This is a genomic window from Methanobrevibacter olleyae (assembly GCF_900114585.1).
Taxonomy (GTDB): Archaea; Methanobacteriota; Methanobacteria; order Methanobacteriales; family Methanobacteriaceae; genus Methanobrevibacter; species Methanobrevibacter olleyae.
The window spans coordinates 86,547-112,810 of sequence record NZ_FOTL01000002.1; the positions used below are offsets into that span (position 1 = coordinate 86,547).

At 27.6% G+C, this 26,264-nt stretch carries 23 protein-coding genes and 5 tRNA genes; 4 read left to right on the forward strand and 24 right to left on the reverse strand.

The window, feature by feature from the left end; translation table 11 throughout:
• Positions 1-43: 43 nt before the first annotated feature.
• The 12 genes from rpoB to tpiA all read right to left on the reverse strand — a co-directional run bounded on the left by rpoB (position 44) and on the right by tpiA (position 9,259).
• Positions 44-1,855 (reverse strand): DNA-directed RNA polymerase subunit B, encoded by a 1,812-nt coding sequence (rpoB, locus tag BM020_RS00995; RefSeq protein WP_067147420.1) that lies wholly within the window; start codon positions 1,853-1,855, stop codon positions 44-46.
• Between the two features lie 13 nt (positions 1,856-1,868).
• On the reverse strand, positions 1,869-3,428 hold the full coding sequence (locus BM020_RS01000) for a DNA-directed RNA polymerase subunit B'' (protein ID WP_074797932.1): 1,560 nt from the start codon (positions 3,426-3,428) through the stop codon (positions 1,869-1,871).
• 221 nt (positions 3,429-3,649) lie between these two features.
• Positions 3,650-3,898, reverse strand: coding sequence for a DNA-directed RNA polymerase subunit H (locus BM020_RS01005; RefSeq protein WP_067147425.1), 249 nt, complete (start codon positions 3,896-3,898; stop codon positions 3,650-3,652).
• 420 nt (positions 3,899-4,318) lie between these two features.
• Positions 4,319-4,392: transfer RNA gene (locus tag BM020_RS01010), tRNA-Lys, on the reverse strand.
• A gap of 51 nt (positions 4,393-4,443) precedes the next feature.
• Positions 4,444-4,515: transfer RNA gene (locus tag BM020_RS01015), tRNA-Asp, on the reverse strand.
• 144 nt (positions 4,516-4,659) lie between these two features.
• Positions 4,660-4,733 (reverse strand) — tRNA-Tyr (locus BM020_RS01020).
• Positions 4,734-4,745: 12 nt separating this feature from the next.
• Positions 4,746-4,820: transfer RNA gene (locus tag BM020_RS01025), tRNA-Pro, on the reverse strand.
• A 148-nt stretch (positions 4,821-4,968) separates the two neighbouring features.
• Positions 4,969-5,042, reverse strand: a tRNA-Thr gene (locus BM020_RS01030).
• Between the two features lie 271 nt (positions 5,043-5,313).
• Complete coding sequence (thiE, locus tag BM020_RS01035) at positions 5,314-5,943, reverse strand: thiamine phosphate synthase (RefSeq protein WP_067147428.1); 630 nt, start codon at positions 5,941-5,943, stop codon at positions 5,314-5,316.
• Between the two features lie 116 nt (positions 5,944-6,059).
• The gene (thiM, locus tag BM020_RS01040) at positions 6,060-6,971 is read right to left on the reverse strand and encodes a hydroxyethylthiazole kinase (RefSeq protein WP_082762151.1); all 912 of its coding nucleotides are present in this window, start codon (positions 6,969-6,971) and stop codon (positions 6,060-6,062) included.
• A 186-nt stretch (positions 6,972-7,157) separates the two neighbouring features.
• Positions 7,158-8,387 (reverse strand): phosphoglycerate kinase, encoded by a 1,230-nt coding sequence (locus BM020_RS01045; protein WP_067147431.1) that lies wholly within the window; start codon positions 8,385-8,387, stop codon positions 7,158-7,160.
• A 197-nt stretch (positions 8,388-8,584) separates the two neighbouring features.
• Positions 8,585-9,259, reverse strand: coding sequence for a triose-phosphate isomerase (tpiA, locus tag BM020_RS01050; RefSeq protein ID WP_074797935.1), 675 nt, complete (start codon positions 9,257-9,259; stop codon positions 8,585-8,587).
• 191 nt (positions 9,260-9,450) lie between these two features.
• Between tpiA and twy1 the strand changes: the two genes are divergently transcribed.
• Complete coding sequence (twy1, locus tag BM020_RS01055) at positions 9,451-10,365, forward strand: 4-demethylwyosine synthase TYW1 (RefSeq protein ID WP_067147437.1); 915 nt, start codon at positions 9,451-9,453, stop codon at positions 10,363-10,365.
• 222 nt (positions 10,366-10,587) lie between these two features.
• On the opposite strand, the gene sucC is transcribed toward twy1, so the two are convergent.
• From sucC to BM020_RS01100, 9 genes are all read right to left on the reverse strand, one after another.
• Complete coding sequence (gene sucC / locus BM020_RS01060) at positions 10,588-11,709, reverse strand: ADP-forming succinate--CoA ligase subunit beta (protein ID WP_074797937.1); 1,122 nt, start codon at positions 11,707-11,709, stop codon at positions 10,588-10,590.
• A gap of 398 nt (positions 11,710-12,107) precedes the next feature.
• On the reverse strand, positions 12,108-12,653 hold the full coding sequence (locus BM020_RS01065; protein WP_067147443.1) for a 2-oxoacid:ferredoxin oxidoreductase subunit gamma: 546 nt from the start codon (positions 12,651-12,653) through the stop codon (positions 12,108-12,110).
• 1 nt (position 12,654) lies between these two features.
• Positions 12,655-13,518, reverse strand: a complete 864-nt coding sequence (locus BM020_RS01070; RefSeq protein WP_067147446.1) for a 2-oxoacid:ferredoxin oxidoreductase subunit beta — start codon at positions 13,516-13,518, stop codon at positions 12,655-12,657.
• Between the two features lie 11 nt (positions 13,519-13,529).
• Positions 13,530-14,663 (reverse strand): 2-oxoacid:acceptor oxidoreductase subunit alpha, encoded by a 1,134-nt coding sequence (locus BM020_RS01075; RefSeq protein WP_067147449.1) that lies wholly within the window; start codon positions 14,661-14,663, stop codon positions 13,530-13,532.
• Positions 14,663-14,869, reverse strand: coding sequence for a 4Fe-4S dicluster domain-containing protein (locus tag BM020_RS01080; RefSeq protein ID WP_067147452.1), 207 nt, complete (start codon positions 14,867-14,869; stop codon positions 14,663-14,665). The genes BM020_RS01075 and BM020_RS01080 overlap by 1 nt, the downstream gene beginning before the upstream one ends.
• A 443-nt stretch (positions 14,870-15,312) precedes the next feature.
• Positions 15,313-15,684, reverse strand: coding sequence for a dihydroneopterin aldolase family protein (locus tag BM020_RS01085; RefSeq protein WP_067147455.1), 372 nt, complete (start codon positions 15,682-15,684; stop codon positions 15,313-15,315).
• 76 nt (positions 15,685-15,760) lie between these two features.
• Complete coding sequence (locus BM020_RS01090; protein WP_067147457.1) at positions 15,761-16,522, reverse strand: class E sortase; 762 nt, start codon at positions 16,520-16,522, stop codon at positions 15,761-15,763.
• Positions 16,523-16,918: 396 nt separating this feature from the next.
• A complete protein-coding gene (locus BM020_RS01095) occupies positions 16,919-18,622 on the reverse strand; it encodes a hypothetical protein (RefSeq protein WP_067147461.1) in 1,704 nt (567 codons plus the stop codon).
• Between the two features lie 336 nt (positions 18,623-18,958).
• Entirely contained in the window at positions 18,959-19,909 is a 951-nt protein-coding gene (locus BM020_RS01100; protein WP_067147464.1) for an archaetidylserine synthase, read from the reverse strand.
• A 678-nt stretch (positions 19,910-20,587) separates the two neighbouring features.
• On the opposite strand from BM020_RS01100, the gene BM020_RS01105 reads away from it, so the two are divergent.
• The 3 genes from BM020_RS01105 (at position 20,588) to rnhB (ending at position 23,606) form a co-directional block, all read left to right on the forward strand.
• Entirely contained in the window at positions 20,588-21,310 is a 723-nt protein-coding gene (locus BM020_RS01105) for a hypothetical protein (protein ID WP_067147467.1), read from the forward strand.
• 372 nt (positions 21,311-21,682) lie between these two features.
• Positions 21,683-22,753 carry a rod shape-determining protein gene (locus BM020_RS01110; RefSeq protein ID WP_067147470.1) on the forward strand — a complete coding sequence of 357 codons (1,071 nt, stop codon included), beginning with the start codon at positions 21,683-21,685 and terminating at the stop codon, positions 22,751-22,753.
• Between the two features lie 202 nt (positions 22,754-22,955).
• Positions 22,956-23,606, forward strand: a complete 651-nt coding sequence (gene rnhB / locus BM020_RS01115) for a ribonuclease HII (RefSeq protein ID WP_067147473.1) — start codon at positions 22,956-22,958, stop codon at positions 23,604-23,606.
• A gap of 147 nt (positions 23,607-23,753) precedes the next feature.
• Here rnhB and BM020_RS01120 read toward each other — a convergent pair whose 3' ends face one another.
• From BM020_RS01120 to BM020_RS01130, 3 genes are all read right to left on the reverse strand, one after another.
• Positions 23,754-24,377 (reverse strand): IMP cyclohydrolase, encoded by a 624-nt coding sequence (locus BM020_RS01120; protein ID WP_067147476.1) that lies wholly within the window; start codon positions 24,375-24,377, stop codon positions 23,754-23,756.
• 175 nt (positions 24,378-24,552) lie between these two features.
• On the reverse strand, positions 24,553-24,957 hold the full coding sequence (locus tag BM020_RS01125) for an ExbD/TolR family protein (protein ID WP_067147480.1): 405 nt from the start codon (positions 24,955-24,957) through the stop codon (positions 24,553-24,555).
• Positions 24,958-24,971: 14 nt separating this feature from the next.
• Positions 24,972-25,811 carry a MotA/TolQ/ExbB proton channel family protein gene (locus BM020_RS01130; protein WP_067147484.1) on the reverse strand — a complete coding sequence of 280 codons (840 nt, stop codon included), beginning with the start codon at positions 25,809-25,811 and terminating at the stop codon, positions 24,972-24,974.
• Positions 25,812-26,264 lie beyond the last annotated feature (453 nt).

The following is a 26,264-nucleotide window of genomic DNA, read 5'->3' on the forward strand; positions in this document are numbered from 1 at the left end:
TTGGCTCCTTAAAAAATTTATTTTTATTTCAACACCTTATTTCTTAAGCTTTGTCCCCAAGAATTAATTTAGGGAAAATACATAAACTTTTAAGCTCATCTAATAATAATTTAAATGCATATGAAATTTCAACAGGATAAGTTTCAGAATCTCCACAAATTGGACAATACATTTTACGCTTGTTCTTATCATATACCGCTAACATTCCACATTCATTACAAACAACTGCTTCATATTTATCAGATTCATCTAAAAGCCTTTCTTTTAATGCAAGAGCAGCACCATGTGCAATAAGACAGTCCCTTTCCATTTCTCCAAATCTTAGTCCACCTTCACGTGCCCTACCTTCTGTTGGTTGTCTTGTAAGTACTTGTACCGGACCAGTTGAACGAGCATAAACTTTATCAGTTGTCATGTGGTGTAATTTTTGGTAATATGCAACACCTACAAATATTTCAGCTTCAATACGTTCTCCACTTACTCCATTGTATAAAGATTCGCATCCTGCAGATTCGAAACCATTTTCTTTAAGTGCCTTTTTAATTTCAGATTCTGTATCATCATTAAATGGAGTACCATCCATACGATGTCCTTCCATACAACCTGCCTTACCTGCAACCATTTCTAATACTTGACCTACAGACATCCTTGAAGGGATAGCATGGGGGTTTACAATAATATCAGGTACAACACCATCTTCTGTAAATGGAATGTCATCTTGAGATAAGATAAGGCCTACAACACCTTTCTGACCATGCCTTGATGCAAATTTATCACCAAATTCAGGTTGTCTTGTATCTCTTACTCTTATTTTAGTTAATTTGCTTCCTTCTACAGTTTCAGTTAAAAGAACTGCATCTACAATACCTTTTTCACCATGTCTTACAGTAACAGAAGTTTCTCTTCTTTTCTCTGCAACAGTACCGAATTCATCAATTTCTCCCAAGAATCTTGGTGGAGAAGTTTTTCCAATTAATACATCACCAGATTCTACATGAGATTCTGGGTTGACAATACCATCTTCATCTAAGTTTCTGTAAGATTCTTCTGAACGGTATCCTTTAACACCTTTTTCTGGAACTTCAAACTTATCCTCTTGTCCACCAGGATATCTTCTCTCAGAAGCTTCATAAGATCTAAAGAATGAAGATCTGCCCATACCTCTTTCAAGGGAAGATTTATTAAGAATCATTGCATCTTCCATATTATATCCTTCATAGGACATAAGTGCTACAACTAAGTTCTGACCAGATGGTCTAGAGTCATAATTAATAGCATCAATAATTCTTGTTTTTACTATAGGAGTTTGAGGATGGTGTAATAAGTGTGCACGAGTATCAGTACGTAAAGCATAATTAGATACATATAATCCTAATGCTTGTTTTGTCATCCCTGCTTCCATTGTGTTCCTTGGAGATGAATTGTGATCTGAAAATGGAATAATTCCTGCACAAATTCCAAGCATTGTAGAAGGATCAATTTCTAAATGAGTGTGATCTTCATCTAATGCACTTAAATTCATAGCAATATATGAATTCTCTTCTTCTTCAGCATCTAAGTATTCTAAAATACCTAATTCAAATAATTGATCCCATTTTAATTCGCCATTTGCAATAGCTTCCATATGTTCATCATTCAATGCTGGTTTACCCTCATTTACAAGAATTAAAGGCCTTCTAGCTCTACCCGGATCAGTGAAGATGTAAATTTCATGATTATCTTCATAATAAGTGATATTCATTTCATTGTTAATTTCACCAGCTCTTCTTTTAGCACGCATTTCATCTGTAAATTCTTCAGGATTATCACAATAACCAGTAAGTTTACCATTAATATAAATTTTAGCTCTTACCATAAAATTCCTCCAATCAATCTATCATATCTACATCCATGTCTCTAATAATACTTACAACTTCTTCTGGCTCGAAACCTTCAGATATTTTACACATTAGAGCTAAATTTTTTACTAATCCACAATTTGGTCCTTCTGGAGTTTCATTTGGACATATTTTACCAAATTGAGTAGGGTGCAAATCCCTAGCTTCAAAGTGAGGTTGACTTCTAGTAAGTGGAGAAACAACCCTTCTTAAATGGGAAAGTGTTGCCATGTAACTAACTCTATCTAAAAGCTGACTTACACCAGCTCTTCCACCTACCCAATTACCAGTAGCTATTGCATGTTTAATGTTTTCAGTTAAAACATCAGAACGAACAGCTTGTTTAATTGAAAGTTCTTTACCTCTAGATAGACTTCTTTCAAGTTGATAGCTCATATCTCTTGTTAAACTTGAGAAAGCAACTCTAAACAAGTCTTCCATTAAGTCACCTGAAACTCTTAATCTCTTATTAGTGTAATGGTCCTTATCGTGAGGTTCTCTTTGACCTTCAATTACTTGAAGTAACATTTCAGTCATTTCTGCTAAGTAAATAGCTTTATCGTAACGTTTATCAGGCTCAATACCCATATGAGGTAATAAGTATCTGTCTATAACATCTTCAGCACGTTTTATTCTGTACTCTTCAGTCATTCCTTTAGCTACCCTATTACCAATGTATTTAATAGCAGCCATTCTTAAATATTCATCCCTTTCTTCTTTAGTCTTATTTTTCATTAAATTAGAATCTAATTTTAAGTCTTTTTCTGAAACTTGAATATCATCTGCAATATACATTTGGAAATTAAAGTCATCTGAAATCTTTTTAATAATCTCTTGATCAGTTGATAATCCTAATGCTCTAAGTAAGATAACCAATGGAATTTCACCTGGAACATATGGGAAAGAAATTCTTAAGAAGACTCCGCTTTTACGTGGCTTTTTATATTCTAAACTAATCCTTGCTCTAAAACCACTTTTAATTGAAGTTACAATAGCTTTTGCATGTCTATCTTCAATTTCATCAATTCGCTCTAAGATAATCTTATTTGGAGCGATTTCTTCCATAGTAACAACAGCTCTTTCAGAACCGTTTACAATGAAGTATCCTCCAGGATCTTTAGGGTCTTCACCTTTTTCCATTAACTCTTTATCATTAAGTTTATCTAAGTGGCATATGCTAGATTTAAGCATAAGAGGCAATTCTCCAATATATACTTCTTCTAATTCTTCTTCTTCATCACTATTATTATCGTGTAATGCCATTTCTAAATACATATGAGCAGAATAGTTTAAATTTCTAAGTCTTGCTTCAGTGGGATAGATCATACTTTTAGAACCATCAGCTTCTTTGGTAAATGGTTTTTCAATTTTAATTTTACCAGTTCTAAGAGTATAATTTCCTTTTTCATTTTCTATATTGATCGGTTCAGTAATATCAATAATTTTTTGTATACGATTTTCAACAAAGTCATTATAAGATTTAATATGATGATCTACAATATCATATTTATCAAAAAATGAATCTACTAAACCCCATGTCTTATTTTTCATTTAATATCTCCAAAATAATACAATTAGATTTAATTAATAACTAATTCATAAAAAAAATAATTAATTTATAACTCACTAAATTTTATAATTCATTAAGTTTTAAGCTAATTTGAAAATTTTAATTTTAAAAATTTAACTTAAAAATTTAACTTAAAAATTTGATTTAAAAATTTAACTTAAAAATTTAATTTTAAAAATTTTAACTTTAAAACTTCACTAAATTATTTTTGATGATTTTCTCCACTGACAAGCCTATATGTAACAAATATACCTGCAGTTTCACTTTGACGAGTTATTTTCAAAACTTGACCTTCTTCAGCACCAATTGCTTTAGAAACAGGATCATTTACTTTAATTTTAGGAAGTTGACTGATATCATAATCAACATTCTTAAAAATTTCTTCAATTTCATCATCAGACAAAATTTCGTGCTTAGGAACAGCACTATGGTTTAATATATTAAATGCCAAAATATTCCTCCGATAAAACTATTTAATAATCATTATAAAAAAATTAACTTTTAACTAAAACTAAATATTTAAATTATCAATAGATATTTTCAAATTCTTACTTTTCATCATCATAGAATTAGATTATTATTTAATAAATAAAATAAATCAAAAATTATGAAAGATAATGATTTATATTAAAAAATAAAAAATAGAATAAAACTTATATCATAAATCTTTTTAAATAATCTTAATTTAACTTTAATACTTAAGCATTTATTGTTTAAATAAAACCATAATTCTAGTAGAATAAATTCTAAATTAAAATATGCTATAAATTTAAATATGATTTAAATAAGACATTGAAAATTAAAAATCTAGGAAAAAATCTTAATTTAAAAATTTAAATTTAGCAAAGTTAATAAATAAAAAAAATCAGAGCGGGCCCGACGGGAATTGAACCCGCGGCCGCTTGGTTAAAAGCCAAGCGCTCTGCCAGACTGAGCTACGGGCCCTGATTAAACAAATGAATACAATGTGGCTATCCTACTTAACTTATAGTTAAGCGCCCTGGCCGGGATTTGAACCCGAGTCGCGGGCTCGACAGGCCCACATGATAGCCCCTACACCACCAGGGCAAACTATGAGAGTATAAATTATACTCATAAAATAGTATATTTATTATTATATATAAATGTTTCTATGAACCTTATTTTAAAAATTTATTGAAAATTCAAAAGAAAATTCATAAGATTAAAATAGGCTATAAAATGATAATAAAATCCCGCCTGCCGGACTTGAACCAGCAACATTTGGATCTACAGTCCAACGCTCTGCCAAATTGAGCTAAGGCGGGACAAACACAAAGTGGGACCACCCGGATTTGAACCGGAGTCTCAGGCTCCCAAAGCCCAAAGGATCGACCAAGCTACCCTATGGTCCCAAGATAACTATTAAACAACATAATTATATTGTATTAACATAATATATAAATGTTTTGGTAATTAATTGCTTTATTAATAAATTAAAGAAAATATATCGTAGCGAATATATTTAATTATACCTTAAAATTGAAATTTAATTTTTTAAAAAGCCTCGGACGGGAATTGAACCCGCGACCACGAGATTACAAGTCTCGCGCTCTACCAGACTGAGCCACCGAGGCAAAATAATAAAACAATGCGAATACTTTACAAATAATAAACTAAAAAATATGATAACTTAAAAAATATAATAGATTAAAAAATATAAATTAAAAATTATTAAAAATATTCAACAATAGTAATTTAGTAAAGTATCATTTAAATAGTTTACTATTAAAACTAATGATTTAAAAAAGAAAAATATATGAAAAATTGATAAAAAAATAAAGATGGAAATTTTAAAAAATACCTATATCTTAGATTGAAAAAAAGAAAATTTAAATTAAAGGGTATTTAAGAAAAATAAATTTCTTTTAAGGTTTTAGAAGCCTCTTTTGGACTTTTGGCATCCATAATTGCACTTACAACTGAAAATCCTGCAATGCCACTATCTTTTAAAACATGAGCATTTTCTAAAGTAATACCTCCAATAGCTACTGTTGGAATATTAACAGAATTTACAATTTCTCCCAATTCATCTTTAGATATTGAATGTGCATCATCTTTAGTAGCTGTTGGAAATACCGCACCAGAGCCAATGTAATCTGCACCATCAGCTTCTGCTTTTTTAGCTTCTTCAATTGTTGCAGCTGAAACACCTAGTACTTTATTCTCACCAATAATTTTACGAGCTATATCTGCAGGCATATCATCTTGACCTATATGAACTCCTTCACTATCAACTGCAAGAGCTATATCAATTCTATCATTAATTATTAAAGGAACATCATATTTAATGGTAATCTCCTTAACTTTTAATGCTAAATTATAGAAGTCTTTAGTAGAAGCAGTTTTTTCACGAATTTGAACAATACTAGTTCCGCCTTTAATAGCTTCTTCAATAATATTTAAAATTTCTTCATCAGTTTTATTTTTATGATCTGTAACTAAATATAGGGAATAATCAATATCTTTTTTTATCATTTAACCAACTTACCTATCTTTAAAGTAAAACCTACCTTAAAAGTAAACCTACATTTAAAGTAAAACCTATCTTTAAAGTAAACCTACTTTTAAAGTAAAACCAACCTTAAAGTAAATTAAACATTTATTTCAAATAAATTAGCTCTTTCTACTAATTCTTTAGCACTTAATTTATATAAATTATCAATTAAGAATGTTTTAAAGCTTCCAGTGCCTAAATCATTTTCTCTAACACATTTTGCAGCATTTTCGCCTGCAACTGCCATTAAAGTACATGCAGCAGTAGTGCCAATTAATGCATCATTAGCTCCTATATATGAACCAATAATTGTAGTTAACATACAACCACTACCAGTAATTAATGGCATCATTTCATCACCATTTTTAAGGCCAAAAGTTAAATCTCCATCTGAAATAATATCTATTGGCCCACTAGCAATAATGACAGTATTTAATTCTTTAGCTAAATCCTTAACAATTAAACCATTAATATCTAAATTATCTTTAGAAATAATATCACTTTCTGCAACGTCTACTCCTTTACCTGCAGAATCATTATTTTCATTATTCAATATATCTAAATTAATTAATTTAGCAACAGCTTTAATTTCAGACATATTTCCCCTAATTGCAGCAATTTTATAATTTTCTACTAATTCTTTTGTAATTCTATTTCTAAGGCCACTTATTCCAGCACCTACAGGATCAACTACAATAGGTTTATTAATTTTATTAGCATGCTCTGAACTAAGTCTGATTGCATCTACTTGAGTTTCACTTAATTTTCCAATATTGATTACAAGAACACTTGCTATATCTACAATTTCAGCTACTTCTTCACTATCATCAGCCATTATTGGTGAAGCTCCAACAGCTAATGCGGCATTAGCACAATCGTTTACCGTTACAAAGTTAGTAATACAGTGTGTTAAAGGTGTTGTATCTTTAACATTTTTCAAAGCATTTTTAAATTCATTTAAAATATTATTTATATTTTCACTTTCATACATTATAATTTCATCTGTCATTTTACTACCTTTAAATTTTTAACAATACTTTAATATTTTCTCTTTAATATTAATAAAGTTTTTCTTGATTTATCATGATTATTCATTATAAATTAATTGAAATTATTATAAATCATTTAAAAAAAAAAAAGAGAATAAGAGAATAAAAAATATTAAAAAAAATAGAGAATAAAAATATAAAAAATATTACTTATCATCGAATAATTCTTTAGAATCTTTTAATGCTTCAACTGCAGCTAAGGATTTACCTGCCAACATATTAATAGAAGCGCCTCCACCACTGCTAATATGGTCCATTTTATCACCATAACCTAAATTAACTGTAGCTGCTGCAATATGTCCCCCACCAATAATTGAAAAACCTTTAGAAGATGCTATTGCATTTATAATATCCTCAGTACCAATTGCAAATTTAGGATCTTCAAATACACCTGCAGGACCGTTTGCAAAAATAGATTTAGCTTCAAGTATAATTTTAGAATATTTAATTAATGATTCTCTACCAATATCAAAAATAGAAGCATCAGGGATATTTTCAATTGTTACATCAGCTCTATCACCTAAAACACTAACTGCAACATCTGTAGGATAAACTATTTTATCACCAAATTTCTCAATAAGCTCTTTAGATTTATCTACCATATCAAGATAACCTCTAGCTTCAATAAACCTTTCATTTGTAGATTTAATATCATATCCCGCTGCCCAAATAAATATATTAGCAACAAGACCTGAAACAAGAACATAATCGGCAGTACCATTTTCTAAAACATTTTCTATTACCATAATAGAATCATCAGCTTTCATACCACCTAATGCAAAAACACAAGGATGATTTACATTTTCTAATGCATTACCAATGATAGTTAATTCTTTTTCCATAACTCTGCCTGCTGCAGAAGGGACAGTTCTTGTAAAGCCAACTAAGGAAGTTTGAGACCTATGAGCTGCTGCAAATGCATCATTGATAAATAAATCAATTAATGGAGATAAAGTTTTAACAAGTACAGATGTAGCTTCCTCTTCTGGAGAACGTTTTAATGCTTCCTCTGAAAAGAATCTAACATTTTCAAGAAGCAATATTTGACTGGGTTCTAAAGCTATAATAGACTCTCTTGCATTAGATGAAAATAAAGAATCAACATATTTAACTTCTAAACCAATAGCTTTTGATAAAACAGTAGCATGTTGTTCTAATGTGGTAAAATCATCTTTACCTGGACGACTTTGGTGAGCAAGAATAACCGTTTTAGCACCTTTCATAGATAATTCTTTAATAGTTTCAGCATGTAACTTCATACGAGTATCATCTAAAATAATTCCAGAATTAGGGTCAACAGGAGAATTAATATCAATTCTAACTAAAACTGTTTTACCATTTACATCAAAATCATCAATAGTATTAAAATTAACCATACTTTCACTCAAAAAATAATTTTTATCAAATTAATCTTCTTTGCTAAATTTAATTATGTATATTTAGAAATTTAAATCTCAGTTACTAAATTTAATTCTGCATCTTCAGAAATTTAAATCTCAGTTACTAAATTTAATTCTGCATCTTCAGAAATTTAAATCTCAGTTACTAAATTTAATTCTGCATCTTCAGAAATTTAAATCTTACTTACTAAATCTAGTAATGCATCTTTAGGACTTTCTGCCTTAATAATTCCAGAAGCTAATAGAACTCCTTCAGCACCTAATTCAATAGCAGCAGCCATATCATCACCAGTTGATATACCTGCACCACATAAAACCTTTACATCTTTATTAATAGCTTTAACTTTAGATACACTGCCCTCTACTACTTCAGGTTCTGCTTGAGATACAGGAATTCCAGTACCAATAAGTTCTGGTGGTTCTACTGCAACGTAATCTGGAACAAGAGTTGCAGCTGCCATACTAGTTTCAATATTATTCGTACATACACAAGAGATAAGTTCTGCTTCTTTAGTCTTTTTAACAATTTCTGCAATGTCTGCAAGAGTCATTCTACATTCAGAGTGGTTTAATAAAGTTCCATCAACACCACTTGCAAGAAAACTTTCAAATAAATTACTTCCAGTATGACCTCCAGCAGATATAGCATCAATATGTTGAGCTAAAACAGGGATATTAGTTTTATTTTTTATTCTATAAACATCAATAGCTTGTGGTACTGCAACCATAGCAATACCAGATTCCTCACCAGCACTTTCTAAAGCTTTAGCTAAATCTAATGCTTTTTTACCGCTGGATTCTAAATAAGTTTTAAAATTCAATATAACAACAGGTGTTTTAAGACTCAAATTAAATCCTCCTTAATAAAACTATAATTATAATTTAGTATTATAAGCAATAAATAAAATAATTAATAGTATGATAAATAATAAATAGAATAATTAAAAAAATTATTACTATATTAATGAAATATATATAATTAATTATATTTAAATTATTTTAAATTAAAAAAATTATTAAAAAATATTAAAGGATTAGCATGACATTTACAAAAGAAGAACAAGAAAAGTTAGAATATAGCGGTTATAGATTTGTTGGAGAATATGGTCATGCCGCTGCAAAAATATGTCATTGGACTAAAAAAAGCATGGTTAATGAAGGAGTATGTTATAAAGAACAATTTTATGGTGTTAAATCACACAGATGCCTTCAAATGTCTCCTGCAGTACCTTTTTGTAGTCAAAAATGCTCTTTTTGTTGGAGAGATTTAAGTCAAACTCGTGTTGAATGGGAAGGTGAATATGATAATCCTAAAACAATTATCGAAGGTGCAATAAAAGCACAAAATAATTTACTATGTGGTTTTGGTGGAAATAAAAAGACAGATGAGAAAAAACTTGAAGAGTCTAAAAAACCAACAAATGCGGCTATTTCTCTTGCAGGAGAACCAACCCTATATCCTGAAATTGATGAGCTTTTAGCAGAGTTTAAAAGACAAAATTTTACTACTTTTCTAGTAAGTAATGGAATGTATTGGGAAAAACTTGGAAGTTTAGAATGTGAACCAAGCCAACTATATATTTCTTTAGATGCACCTAATGAGAAAGTGTATAAAGACCTTTGTAACCCTCAAATAAATAATGCTTGGAGTAATTTAAACAAGACTCTTGAATTAATGAATAGTTTTGATACTAATACAGCTATTAGAATCACTTCAGTTAAGGGCAAAAACATGATTAATACAAAAGAGTATGGTGAATTAATTAATAAAGCAAACCCCAAATATGTTGAAGTGAAAGCATATATGTTTGTAGGATCCTCTAGAAAAAGATTAAGTCTTGATAACATGCCAAGTTTTAAAGAAGTTTGTGATTTTGCAGAAAAAATAGCTGATGAAACTAGTCGTGAAATAACTAAACATTCTGAAATCAGTAGAGTTGTTTTATTAGAATAAATTAATTAATTAAACTAGAACTAAAAATAATAAAAAATAGTAAAAAATAGTAAAATAATAAAATGTAAAAATACTCCTAATCAAGACTCATTATAAAATAAGGATAAAAAAAAGAAAATAAAAAGTAAAAATACTCCTAATCAAGACTCATTATAAAATAAGGATAAAAAAAGAAAATAAAAAATGATAATAATTATTTAGCTTTATAAAAAATGATAATAATTATTTAGCTTCTTTTGCTTTAATTTCTTCACATAATTTAACAGCTTTCTTAGCAGCTTCTTCTAATGAAATCTCATAAGGAATTCCTGCTTCTTCAAATAGTTTTTGACCTTCTTCTTCATTAGTACCAGTAAGCCTAATGACAATATTAACTTTGCGTTTATTATCATCTAAAGCAGCAATAACCCCTCTTGCAACATCATCAGCCCTTGTAATACCTCCTAAAACATTAAGGAAGACTACTTTTACAGGAGCATAATTTAAAACTAAATTTAAAGCCTTTCTAATAGAGCCATCAGATGCTCCACCACCAATATCTAAAAAAGTTGCAGGTTTTCCACCAAACAAAGTAACCATATCCATACCAGTTAAGGTTAAACCTGCACCATTTCCAATAACAGCAATGTCTCCATCAAGTTTTACAAAAGCAAAATCTTTTTTCCTAAATCTGTTTTGTTTTACTTGATCTTGGTGACGGAACAATGCATCATTTTCAATTTCTAATTTTGCATCAGCAGCGATTAAGCCATCATCAGTTAAGATAAGTGGGTTAATCTCAGCAATTTCTGCATCGTATTTATCATAAACATTATAAAGTTCCCAAATAATATTTCCAATAGGTGAAACTAATTCAGAACCTACACCCATTTTACGAGCAATTTCACGTGCCTCATATGGTAAAAATTCTTTTAAAGGATTTACATTATATCTTATAATCTTTTCAGGAGAGGTTTTTGCTAACTCTTCAATCTCCATTCCACCTTCAGCACTTGCCATAATAATTGGGGTTTTATTGGCTCTGTTATTAGAAACACTTAAAAAGAATTCTTTTTTAATATCTGCTTTTTCTTCAATAAGTAAATGTTTTACTTCTTCACCTTTAATTTTTAAGCTTAACAATTCTTTAGCTATTTCAAATGCTTCACCAGGGTTATCTGCAAACTTAATACCTCCAGCTTTACCTCTTCCACCAACAAGCACTTGAGATTTTAAAACAATAGGTCCGCTAAATTCAGTAGCTACTTCCATTGCTTCTTCAGGAGAATATACAACATGCCCTTCAAAAATTTTAATTCCTTCACTCTCAAAAACTTTTTTTGCACTATGTTCAAAAAACTTCATTTTTCTCACTCTAACTAATAAGCATGAAAATTATCAAATTAAAATTGAATTTTAAAAATACTTATAAATAAAATATAAATTAATAAAATAAAATTATAAATCGCTCCATATATCATTTTAGTATAATAGAACTATTTTATTTTCTTTATTATTAGTATCATTTGTATTTCCTTATTATTAAAATTAATTATAAAAATAGGAAATTAAAGTGCCAGCATACCAACATATTTAAAAAAGTACAATGATTAAAAAATCTACATGTAAAATTTAAAATAAATAAAAATAATAAAAAAATTTATAAAAATAATAAATAATTGATTAAAAAACTAATAAAAGAATAAAACAAAAAAAATAGGATAAGAAATATTAAAAAATAAGAAAAAAGAAAATGAAAAATATTAGATTAAAGCATAACCTGCTTCAAATGCTTGAATATTTTTATCTTCTGTACCCTTTGGTACACTATCTAAAATAGCTTGTTTTGCTGCATCAACAGAAACTAGATTAGTTACTTTAACAATAGCACCAATCATAACAATATTTGCTACAATTCTAAGCCCTAGATCTTTGGTTGCTGTTTTAGTAGCAGGTGCACGGAAAAGATTGATTCTGTGTTCTTTTACAAAATCAGCTATCTCTTCTTCAACAATCATATCAGGATCAATGATTAAGACACCCTCATCTTTTAAATCACCCATATATTTAATCAAAGCTTCATGAGACATAGCAACAAGAATGTCTGGACTTGAAACTTTAGGATAATCAATTTCTTCAGCACTAACAACAATTTCAGTTCTAGAAGCTCCTCCACGAGCTTCAGGACCATAAGATTGAGTTTGTACTGAATTAATTTTATCAAAGAGAGAAGCAGCTTTACCAATAATGATTCCTGCCATAATAATCCCTTGACCACCAAAACCAGCTATACGAACTTCAGTTCTCATTTTAATCTAACTCCTCGTAAGCAGATTTAATAGCTAATGGCTTTTTAGAGTTTTCTTCAACTAAATTTTTTATATTAGCACATAATTCATCACGTGGTTTATTGATAAATTCACCAACGATAATTTTTCCTTCTAATTCAGATTCATCCATTTTTTCCGCTCTTCTTTTATTAATGCTATTCTCTTTAATCCATTGATGCATAGACAATGGAGTTTTAAGTTTGTTTTTACGTCCAAAATAAGTAGGGCATTGAGAAAGAACTTCAATAAATGAGAATCCCTTATTTTCTAAACCTTTTTGAATAGCTTTAGACAATTGAATAGGGTGAGTAGTTGTCCATCTTGCAACATAAGAAGCGCCAGCTGCTTTAACAAGTTCAGCTAGGTTAAATGGAATGTCTATAGAACCATAAGGTGCAGTGGTACCAAAACTACCTTTTGGTGAAGTAGGACTAATTTGACCACCAGTCATACCATAAATATTGTTGTTTATACAGATAACAGTTAAGTTAATATTTCTTCTTGCAGCATGAATTAAATGATTTCCACCAATAGAAGCAGCATCTCCATCACCAGTAAATACAACAACATCTAAATCAGGATTCCCTACTTTTAAACCAGTTGCAAAGCTTAAAGCCCTTCCATGAGTAGTATGGAGAGAGTCACATTTTACATAACCTGGAACCCTTGAAGAACAACCTATACCAGAAACCATTACAATATTATCAAAATCAATATCAGTTCCTTCTAAACCTTTAAAGAAGGTATTCATTACAATACCATTTCCACAGCCTGGACAGAATATATGGGGTAATCTATCTTCTCTAAGATATTTTTTATATGGATTTTCTCTTGATTCTACCATTTTAACACCACCTATTCACTAATCTCCTTGATTTTTGCCAATATTTCTTCAGGTTTATGAAGTACCCCTCCAATTTTATCTATAAGGTGTACATTAGCTTTTCCACTAGCTACTCTTTCAACTTCATGAACCATTTGACCTAAGTTCATTTCAGGAACAATAATATCATTAGCAGTTTCAGCTATTTTTAATATTTCTTCTTCAGGGAAAGGCCATGGAGTATCAATTTTAAGAGATCCTACTTTAATACCTTCTGCTCTTGCTTGTTTCATCGCAGCTCCAACAGAACGATAAGGAGATCCATAAGAAACAATTACAATATCTGCATCATCACATAATTCTTTTTTAACCGAGTATATATCTTCTCTATTATTTAAGATTTTATTACATAGTCTTTCAACTAATTTAGTATGAGCTTCAGGATTATTAGTATCAGGATAACCTCTTTCATCATGAGTTAAGCCAGAAACATGAATATTAAATCCATCACCAAATGATGGCATAGGAGTAGTTCCATCTAAAGGAGCATCAAATGGTAAGTACTCTTCACCTTCAAGAAGTTCTGGTCTTGTTCTTGTAAGAATATTAATTTTATCTGGAATTATTAATTTTTCTCTCATGTGTCCAACAACTTCATCTGCAAGAACAACAACAGGAACTCTATACTTTTCAGCTAAATTAAATGCGTCAACAGTGAAATCAAAGAACTCTTGTACTGAAGATGGAGCTAAAGCTATAGGTTCATAATCTCCATGAGAACCCCAACGTGCTTGCATCATATCTGATTGTGCAGACATCGTAGGTTGGCCAGTAGATGGGGAACCTCTTTGAACATTAATTATTACAATAGGGGTTTCAGTAATAAAGCCATAGCCAATATTTTCTTGCATTAATGAAATACCTGGACCAGAGGTAGCTGTCATTGATTTCATACCACTCCATGAAGCTCCAACAATAGCTCCAACTGATGCAATTTCATCTTCCATTTGAACAAATGAACCACCATATTTCGGAAGCAAAATAGACATCTTCTCAGCAATTTCAGTAGATGGAGTAATTGGATAACCTGCAAAGAATCTACAATTTGCAGCAATTGCACCTAATGCACAAGCTTCATTTCCTTGAACAAAACATTCTTCCACCATTATTCCACCTCTTTTTCTACATAAATAGCTTGATCAGGACAGGATAATTCACATAAACCACATTTAGTACAACCTTCTTCATTTTCAGGAAAAGGAAGATAAACGTTTTTAGTGTTTACTTTATCCGATTTTGAATAAACTTTTTTAGGACAAGTAGCTATACAAATATCGCATCCTTTACAAAGTTTAGAATCTATAATAATCATTAAATCATCTCACACTTATTACTCATTGCATATCAAGATAATAAATAAACTATTAAGCTTAACCATATATAAATCAAAAATTACAACTAATTGAAGACAAATAATTCAACTATTATCTTATTATACTGAAAATAAATTACTTTAAAATATTAGAATAAATACCTCAATACAATAATTAATTCTAAGATATAAATCATAATACTAATATATATGATTTGTTTACTTAAATAATTTAGTATATTAGTAGATTTAAAAAATATAAAAACTAAAAAAGATAAGGAAATTAATATAAAAAACATCATTTTGATAAAAAGGAACATGAATAAAATAAAAAGATAGAACAAAACAAGGTAAATAAAATAAAAAGATAGAACAAAACAAGGTAAATAAAATAAAAATTGAGTAAATGAGATAAATAGAATAAAAAGAGTTAATTGAAAGAATCATTCTATAATTTCTTCAACAAACATTAAGGGATAATTTAACTCTTCAATAAATTTAATTCTTATAACTGCTAAAACATCCTCTACTTTTGAATAAATTTTAACATCTATCATATCTCCACTAAGAGAAGTGTATTCAAATTCAGTCATAGCTTTATCTAATCTGTCTAAATCAATAGAAACTTCTACTTTATCAATACAAGGTTGTAAAGTAAAGGATTCTTCCATAGCTTTTTCTAAACTTGGAATAGTTTTTTTATTAAAAGGAGTTCCTACAAATTGATGGAAAAGAGCCCCCATACTAATAGCTCCTTCAAATATAGCTCGTTCTCTATTTGAAATATTTGAAAAATATTTTTCTTTACTGTCCATAGAAATACCTCAAAAATTAAACTAGAAGTAAATTATAAATAAACTTTAAATTAACACTAATCGATTAATAGATCGATTAATTAATTCCCATTAAACTATTTAACCATCCTAACTGGTCTGCCCATATCTGTGAAGATACTGGGAAAATACAGAAATAAATAAGAACAATTGTTATTGCTATAACAACTGCTAAAATGATTTTTCTTTCCTCAACAGGTGTGAAATAAACTACGATTAAGCCTAAAACTAAAAATCCTAACATTATAAACCATGCCCAATGAGCTTGAGGATTCTCTTCTAAAGCAGTTTCATTAATTAAACTTATTGAATCTAAATCAGCTGTTACAACTAACCTTTCAGCAGTTGAACCTATTGGATGACATGTAACTAAAAATAATTCCTGCTTATGTATATCTCCAGTTTCATGACTTTCATTTAACTTTAAATCATTAGTTGGTGAGACTATTTTAGATTCTTTAAAAGTATAATTTACCTCACCGATACCTGGCCATTCTAATGTAATTATATCTCCTTTTTTAAGAGTATCTAAGCGTAAAAATGGAGAGCCTTGCAATGTTCTATGACCAAATAAAACAACATCCCCCTTAGTTGGAATATTAGAATAATCATCTATATAAACACCTTGAGATATAGAAACATTATTAATTTTTTCAAAAACACCAATAGATGGAATAATAACTACAGATGCATTAGTATCATTAGATTCAGCAACATTTTTATATGCAAAGTAATTTACTTCTGTTAAAGCATATAATCCTATAATTAAAAAAGCAATAATTACAATAATTGTTGAAAATTTTATATTTTTAAAATCCATAAAAATCATCAATAAAATTAAATACTATATTTTAAATTTTTTAATATAATTTTATATAGTCAAATATATACCAATTTATATACTCAAATATACACCAATTTATATACTCAAATATACACCAATTTATATACTCAAATATACACCAATTTATATACTCAGATTTATACATTTTTATCTATTTTTTATATTTAATAAATTTTTAATATTTTTATTATAAAATGAAAATGAATTATTAAAAAATTAAAAGAAAAACACAAAAAGTTTTCTAAAAAAAAATTAAAAGAAAAAATGAAAAAAGCTAATGAGAAATAAAAAATTAAAAGAAAAAATGAAAAAAGCTAATGAGAAATAAAAAATTAAAAGAAAAAATGAAAAAAGCTAATGAAAAATAAAAAATTAAAAAAGATCTAAAGATTGATTTTGATATAAATTTTGATAATATGTTTCACTTAATTCTGATACTGCCCAATTAGGTGCAAAATCTGTAGGAATTGTTAAGATTAAATTATCCATATTATTTATCACGAAATTAACATCAGATTGTGGGACTTCTAAAAGAATAATGTATTCAGAATCCAAATCTCCTAAATTAGACATACGTTCAAAGTTAGATAATCTAATACCATAATTCATTAAATAAGAGTCTAAAGTATTATTATTCCTATTTGAATTCAATAGCTCTCTTTTGAGAAGTTCTTCTACATCACTTGAAAAGGAAGTTCTGTTCTCAAAAAGATTAGTTTGATTTCCTTTAATAATAGTATTTGATATAGAGATAGTGCTATCTACTAATCCACTATCTTTAGAACGTAAAATAGCTAAAACAGTGGCACCACTTACTTTAGGACCCTCTTCTATCTTTTCTAACTTATTTTGTGATAAATTACTAAATGAACTAGATCCATAGCTAGAATTATATTCTAAATTTTCATTATCACCAGCACCTTTACCATTACTGGATAAAGTATTATTTAGAGAATTATCCTCTGAATGGATAGAATCCGATTCATCCTTTATATCCCCATATCCATTATATTCTGAAGAATCATTATTTAAAGAATAAATATCAACAACAGATCCTACAGAAATTAAACCAGCAGTAGCTTGAAGTCTTGAAAGAGAAATTGGAACGATTACTGTATTAACTTTTTCAAATTGAACATTTGATAAAATTTTAGCGTCATTATCCCTAATAAATTCATTAGCATCTTTAACAGACATTATGACATTTTTACTTTCTCCATAAGACATCATAACTCTACCAAAAGCATCCTTAGAAGATACAATTTTTGAACTGTGATAGATTCTCCAATCTTTAGTAGCATACCTTAAAACATCAATAGATCTAATTTCATCAATATCATAAGCTTGATTTATCTGATTTTCTAAAGAATAAAAATTTTCATTAAGTTCCAAAGGTCCTTTATACAATGCATTAAGTTCGTTTAATTTTGAATTTTTTTCTAAATTTAATTCATTTTGAAATGGTTGATAAATAAAAAAATAAAATACCGAGGATATTAAGACTAAAAATATTAATATAATTGCTATTTTACCAAATAATGACTTTGAAGAGCTATCTTTATTCAATAAACTATTTTTAAAATTTAATAAGACATCTTTAATATTTTTCTTATTAGCACTATTTTTATCAATATTTTTCTTTTTATAATAGCCATTATTTATTGAATTTTTAGAAAAATTTAAATCTGATTCCTCATAATCTAAGCTATTAAAAGGTTTAGCTTCATTAAAAGAACCAACCTCTCGGGAATTTTCAAAGTCAGTTAAATCATCACAATCATGAGAATAAATATATTTTTCATATTTTTCATCAACACCTTCTAAATCTTCATCAATATTAAAAATATCCTTAGAACTAAATTTATCATTATAAAATCCAGAACTTGAACTAGAATTATTTTTTAAAGGAGAATTTTCTGGGATGATAGAATCAAAATTAGTAAAATTCAAATGACTTCCCTTTTTATCCTTATTATTACCATCGGATTTTAATTTATTTTTTCCCCATAAATTTTTAAATTTAGATTTAAATGAATTATTTTTAAATAAATTAAATCGATTTTTTCGATTAGTCATAGTTATCAAACCTAAAATAAAATGAGATATATAAAATAGAAAAACAGGTTTGAAGATAATAGAATTAAATTTAATTAATAATCACTTAATTTGATAAAAATAGTTTGATAAAATAGAATAAATCCCTTAATAGAACATAAATAAAATTAAGATTTAAAAAAAATAAAATAAATAAAATAAATTAAAAAATAAAAACAAATAAATATAATTTAAATAAATCACTAAGTTTAAAAATTACCCATATAATTTAAATAAATCACTAAGTTTAAAATTACATATATATAAATTAAATAAATCACTAAGTTTAAAAATTACATATATATAATTTAAATAAAATTATTCGTTTTCTACTTCACCAGTGCTAATATTTTCTAATTTATCCTCTTCATCAATTTTATTTTTTTCTTCACTATATTCTTTATTTTCTCCAACGATTTCTCCAGAAGAAACTTGATTAATAGTATCTTTCATAGATTTAAATGCTTCTTGAGCAGAGGTTAATGAAAGGCCAAATTTATTAGTTGTTATTTCTCTAGCTTGAACTATATTTCTATTGACATTCTCTACAGTCAATGCCTCTTCAGTATCAATGAAAAATTCTAAAAATGTCATAAACATATAGATTAATGATAATACAAATAATATTAAAGCTGGAAGATTTACTGCTCCAATAAAGATATCAATAGGTAAAATTAATAATATTATCATTAAGGCACTGAATCCGATAAGATAATAATTATCCACTTTAGGATATCTAATTGTACTAATCATTAAATAACCTGCAAATAGCATTAATATAGTGGCAACGATAATATTGAATAATCCACTAAGATAATAAGACACTAATATAATCGCAGTAGCAGGTATTGGGAAACCAACAAACCCAGGATAATTAATTCTATCAGAAATTATATTATAACGAGTAAGTCTTAAAATACCACAGATAAGTGTGAAAATAGCAACAATAGCTACTAAGTAAGCTGCCCAATCAGATATACCTAATCCAATGTAGTATAAAATAACTGAAGGTGCTACACCAAAAGATACAATATCTGCTAAAGAATCTATATTTTTACCAAAACCAAGTTGGTCATTACGATTAAGTTTTCTAGAAACCCATCCATCTACAGAGTCAAAAACAACTGCAATAAGTACACATACTGATGCATATGTTAAATGATTATCCATAACCATTAAAATAGCTAAAAATCCAAATACCAAATTCAATATTGAAATGATATCAGGAATAGCTAAAAAATATCCCATTCCAACACTTTTTAATCTCATAATTTGACTCCAATAATACTTTAAACAAACTCCTTATTAATTTTTTCTAAAAAAGAATATAAATTCTTTTAATTAAAGTAAAAATAATAATTTGATGTTAAAATTAAGATTTAATAAAAAAATTTAATTAAAATTAAAAAATGAACTAAAATTATTATTTTTAATCAAAATAAATTTAATTAAATAAAGTAAATTTTTTAATATGAAATGAATTCCCACATGAAATAAATTTCTTAAATTCATTAATAAACTTAATTAAAAAATAAAAAATACTCCATTAATTAATTATATCCAATAATTATTATATTAATCAATAGTATTTAATATATTCTATTATTTTATACTATCTTATTTTATCCTATTTAAAAAAGAATTTTTCAAACTTTTGAAAATATGAATTTAGAAAATAAATTTTTAAATCATGATTTTTTTAATTAAAACTTTTTTAAAATGAAAAACTAATAAACTCTAAAAATGAACTTAAAAAAATAAACAATAACCCTAAAGACAAAATTATATATTACAATAAGATATTCCTAAAGACAAAATTATATATTACAATAAGAAAATATATTAAAATAGAATAATATTAAAATTCTTAATTTTTAGTGAATAAAGTAATACTAATTATTTAAAATAAGAATTTGAAAATGGATTTAAACTCTATTAAGTGATTATATGATTGAAGAGAGAATACAAATTCTTAGAAGAGCGGCAAAAGTTTCTTCAAGAGAGAATAGTGAACATGCATGGTGTATCATAACAGGTAATGAAAAATTAGTTGATGATATAGCATATAATGCAATTACTGCTAAAGATAGAGTTCAAATTTTATTTAGAGAATCTATAAAAATTTTAGATAGATATACTGCAAAAAGATTCGACTGTATTATGCTCAAAGGAGAATCATTAAAAATTAGTGAAATTAGAAATAGATGTAGAGAAAATGGTGGAGCATCAATAGAAATTACTCAAGTACATATAGAAACAGTCCCTAATTTATTAGTGATTATTGGTCCTGAAGAACCTATGAAATCATTTAATGGAGAAACAAATAGGCAAAATGCTAAAATAAATATTTTAACAGAAGATCATACCAGTAGTTTCATAAAAGCTGAGCTTAATACAAAAATCAAATTACCATCATTTTTAAGAAATACAATAACACCAATACTTGATATGAGTGATGTTGTTTTATCTGCACTTTTAATCTCTGTAATAGATGAAGAAAATATTGAACTAGTAAAACAAATTAGTCAAGATAATAGCCTATTTAGCATTGATTTAAAGAAAACAATCCAAGATAAAGAAAAACAAAGAATTCAAGAAGAAACTAAAGAAAATAAAACACCAGCAAATGAAGAAACCCAAACAAAAAACCAAACACAAGAAGAAAAATAAAACTTTTTAAATCATATTTACTATAGAATAAAAATAAAACTTTTTAAATCATATTTACTATAGAAGAAAAATAAAACTTTTTAAATCATATTTACTATAGAAGAAAATAAAACTCTTTAGTTCATATTTACTACTTTTTAAAATTTCTACTAAATACACATCATCCAACTTTAAAATATTTTTCATATTTTTATACAAAAACTTATTATTAATAAAAATTATAAATAACTATTATTATAAATATTAATTAATTTATTTTTTTAAGAATTTTTAATTTTTAAAAAAATAGGATTTAGATAATAAATTAAATCTTAAATTAATTAAGCAATATAATAAATTATTTAATTTTATTTTATCAATGGAGGAATAACTTTGAGTATTTTCGGAAATGAAGACGCTATTGAAATTGAACCAACTAGAGTTGTGAAAAATAGTTTAGGTATCGACTTAGGTACATTAAACACTGTAATCGCAAAACCATCAGGAGATAAATTTGATTTATACCAAATCCCTTCTGTAGTTGCTGTTAAAAAAGATGATCCTTCTGCAGTGCTTGCTGTTGGAGAAGAAGCTAAAAAAATGTTAGGTAGAACTCCAGAAGATATTGTAGCAGTGAGACCACTTAAAAAAGGTGTAATTGAAAATGTTGCACAGGCACAAGCATTACTCATTAGAGCAATGGAAATTGGTATCAACGAAGGAGAAACTGTAGGAAGAATTGTAATTGGAATTCCTGGAGATGCATCTGAAGTAGAAAAAAATGCTGCTGAAGAAATCGGTAGAAAAGCAGGGGCAGAATATGTTTTAGTAGTTAGTGAAGGTTTAGCTGCAGCTATTGGTGCAGGATTACCTATAGCAGAACCTAACGGAACCATGGTAATAGATATTGGTGCAGGATCCACTGATTTAGTAATCATTTCCCTTGGAGGAATAAACGACATTGAAACTGTAAGGTTCGGTGGAGATGATATTGATAATAGAATCGTTGAGTTAGTTGCAGAAAAATACAATGCTGCAATAAGTATTCACGATGCAGAAGCTGCAAAAATGGAAGTTGGTATGATTCACTGTAGTGAAGAATTTGAAAACTTAAATTATGAAGTTATTGGCAAATCATTAGAAACTAACAGACCTAAAAAAGTTGTTATTGACTCAATGTTAGTTGCAGATGCAGTTGAACCTATTATAAAAGAAGTCATTGGTGGATTAAACCTCATATTAGAAAGATTACCTGCAGAATTAATGATGGGAATTTATAATAATACTGTTGCAGTTGGGGGAAGTTCTAGGTTAAAAGGTCTTAAAGAAAGAATATTTGATGAAACTGAAGTTCCAATCAAAATATCTGATGATCCTATGACTGTAGTTGCAAAAGGAACTGCTATTGTAGCTGCTGAACCATTAGCTTTAGAACCAGAAGTACGTTTAAAAGCTATGAAATAAATATTTAACAATTTCAAGCGTTAATTAATACGTATAAATACTATGGATTGTTTTTACAATCCATAATATTCCTTTTAAACACTGATAACTCATACACCATTAAAATATTAACTATTTTTCAAAATTTAAAAGACTTATTTTTATAAAGGAAAAAATATTTAAAAAAGGTTAAAAATATTTAATAAAAAACTGGATTAATAACATGGATACACTAGGATTAGATGAAGCAGGACGAGGTCCTGTTTTAGGACCAATGGTTGTTGCAGGAATAGTTATACCTGAGAAAAAAGAAAAAATTATCGAAAGAATGGGTGTAAAAGACTCTAAAAGATTAACTCCAAATAGAAGAACTGTTTTATATCGTAAATTAACTAAGATGTTTGATTATGAAATTGTAGTTATTACTGCAAAGGACATAGATACTTTAAGGGAAAAAGGAATTAATCTTAACCAAATAGAAAAGTTAGCAATGCGTAAAATAGTATCTAATTTAAGGGCTGATAGGATAATTATTGATTCTTTAGATATTAAAGAAGGTAGACTTCAAGATGAAATGCAAGAGTATGTGGGAAATGCCAGCGAGGTTATTGCTGAGCATAAAGCAGATGATAAATATTTAACCGTTGGAGCTGCTTCAATTATTGCAAAAACAAAAAGAGATCTGCTGATTGAGGAAATCAATAAAGAATATATAAAATCCACTAAAGATAGAGATGGAATCGGTTCTGGATATCCAAGTGATCCAAAAACTAAAAACTTCTTAAAGAAATTTAAATATGATGAAATGCCTGATTTTGTAAGAAGAACTTGGGGAAATGTTCAAAAAATCAAAGAAGCTGAAAAATTAAATTAATATAAATGCTTTGATTATTAAATCTAGTTATAAAATATAAAATAGCACATAAAATAAAAAAAAAGAGTTTTATAAAATAAATAACTAAAAATAAAAAAGTAAAAAAAGTTTATAAAATAAATAATTAAAAAATAAAGAAAAAAAGAATTATTTAGGATTTAATCCAGAAATGTTCCATTTTTCATCAAAAATAGCTGCAACTGAACAAACTGGATGTTCAAACTCAGCAAAGTCACCTTCATCGAAAATAAATTTACATGCATCATTAGGATTTTCTGCAGAATAAATAACATCTTCAGGTGTATTTTTCTCATAAGTAGAAATAAACTGAGCGCCATCATCATCTATTTTTTCAACTAAAACTTTATTATCAGTTACAATTCCAATATAAGCTTCGTAACTACCTTCATCTCCTTTTACAACTGCAGCAATTCTTGGAGTATTATAATCATCTTTTTCATAATCTAAAGTGATTAAAGAATATGCTAAGGCATCTCTAATATTCATACCAAGAGCTATTTTATCTGCAATTGGATCAGTTTGCGAACCATTTGAAATAATTGCAATATCATCTACAAGTTTTAAACAATTATATGCAATATAAGTGTTTTTAAATATATCTTTTTCAAACCCTTCTTTTGGAATAATTGCTGCTTCATCTTCAAGAGCTTTTACCTGCCTATTAGGAAAAGATCTACTTGAAACTCTATAAGCTACAAATGGTTTTCCATTTTCTGTTTTTCCAGCGGAAATAATTCTACCTAAATACATTGTTTTTACCCCAGTTATATATAAAATTTAAAAATTTTTAAAGTAAAGAAAATATTAAAAAATTAAAAAAATAAAACAATTCTTTAAAATAAAAAACAATTAAAAAATTAAAAAAATAAAACAATTCTTTAAAATAAAAAATAATTAAAAAAATAAATTTAAATATCCTAAAAAATCACTCCGGACTATGAACTGCCTCTTGAGGACTCATTCCAGCTGGTGTTTGGATAATTATAGCATGCTCACTCGTCTTGATTTGAACATCCCCCTGATCAAGTACCCTTGCATGAACACCAATAGCATTTCCTTTTATCTCAGAGGACATATCTACACCATTAACAGTAACCTTTTTTAATCCTGCAACAGGAATTAAATAGTACTCTGCATCACCAGCAGTGTCAGTCATATTCGGTTTTCCAGTTCCTGTACCTGTATCATCAGAAACACTTGCAGCACCAAAAGTACTAGTTACTACTAAAAAGATAAGTAATGTAAATAAAATATCAATAAAAGGCACTAAATTAATTTCAGGTTCATTGCCACCTAATTTCTCTTTATGATGTTTAATATCAATTGCCAAATTATCAACCTCACTTATTGTCTCAATTTACTTTCAGTAATTTCAGATTTCACATCACATTTTTCTAGAATGATATTACTAATACTCTTTTCAAGCATACTTGGTTTAAATGAAATTTGAATATTTGAATAAGGGTCAGTGATTTCTTTTACACTGACAATACCTTCTGCTTCTTGAAGAGCTTCAATAACACAAGGTAATTTCTCATAAACTCTAATTTTAATTACTGCATAGCTCCAATTAGTCATTTTAGTAGCTAATTCAATTTTGTCCATCTCTGTATCGATTAAACTTTTAATATAAGTATATAATGGCATAAGAACAATAGCTACTGTTAAACCTGCAATAGTAGTGATAAGCGCAATATAAATACCCTCAGCCATTGTTGCAGCACTAGGGTTGACACCTAAATTTTTAAAGGTAAGCCAAATACCTAATACAGTACCAATCAAACCTAAAAATGGAGCTAATTCAATAATAGTTTTTAAAGCATTGATTCCATTAGTCATTTTACTCATTTCAACAATGAAAATTTGCTCCATACTTTCTTCTACTTCTGTTTTATTCTTATAACCTATTTTCAATGCCTCTGACATAATTCTAGAAACAGGATTTTTATAGTGACTAATATTTTTTAAAGCTTCAATAGCTCCTCCTTGCTCCATAGAAGATGTGATTGTTCCCATAATTTCAGTAGCATCAATTTTGCTTATTTTTCTAAGGTAAAATACCTTTCTTACAGATATTAGCAGACCATATATACCAAGTAAAAGAATTATATAAGTAATAGCTCCTCCACTTTGTAACATCTCCATAATCATGCCAAATCCACTAGTAAGTATTTCTAAAACCATACTATCCTCTTCATACTATCCTCTTAAGAAATTAATTAAATGATTAAATAGTACAATAATGATTATATTAAAAACTATTTCTAAAGACATTAATAAATTACTCAAATTATAATTAGATTTAATTAAATTCAATTAAATAATAATTCAAATTAAAATAATATCTTATCCTTTATGAAAAAATCATATTAGAAAAAATCATATTATTAATTAGTATAATCTTTATTATTTTTAATATAAAAGCATATTGTAAAATTTTTAAAAAAAATAGGGAAAATAAACATTTAATTAAAAGTAATAGTTACCAATAAAAAGAAAATTAGTGTAAATAAAATATCATTATTAAATAGAACTTTTTATTAAATAAAAACTTTTATTAAATAAAGTCTTTTATTAAATAAAGTCTTTTATTAAATAGAACCTTTTAATAAAATATTAATTATAAAATAATTATAT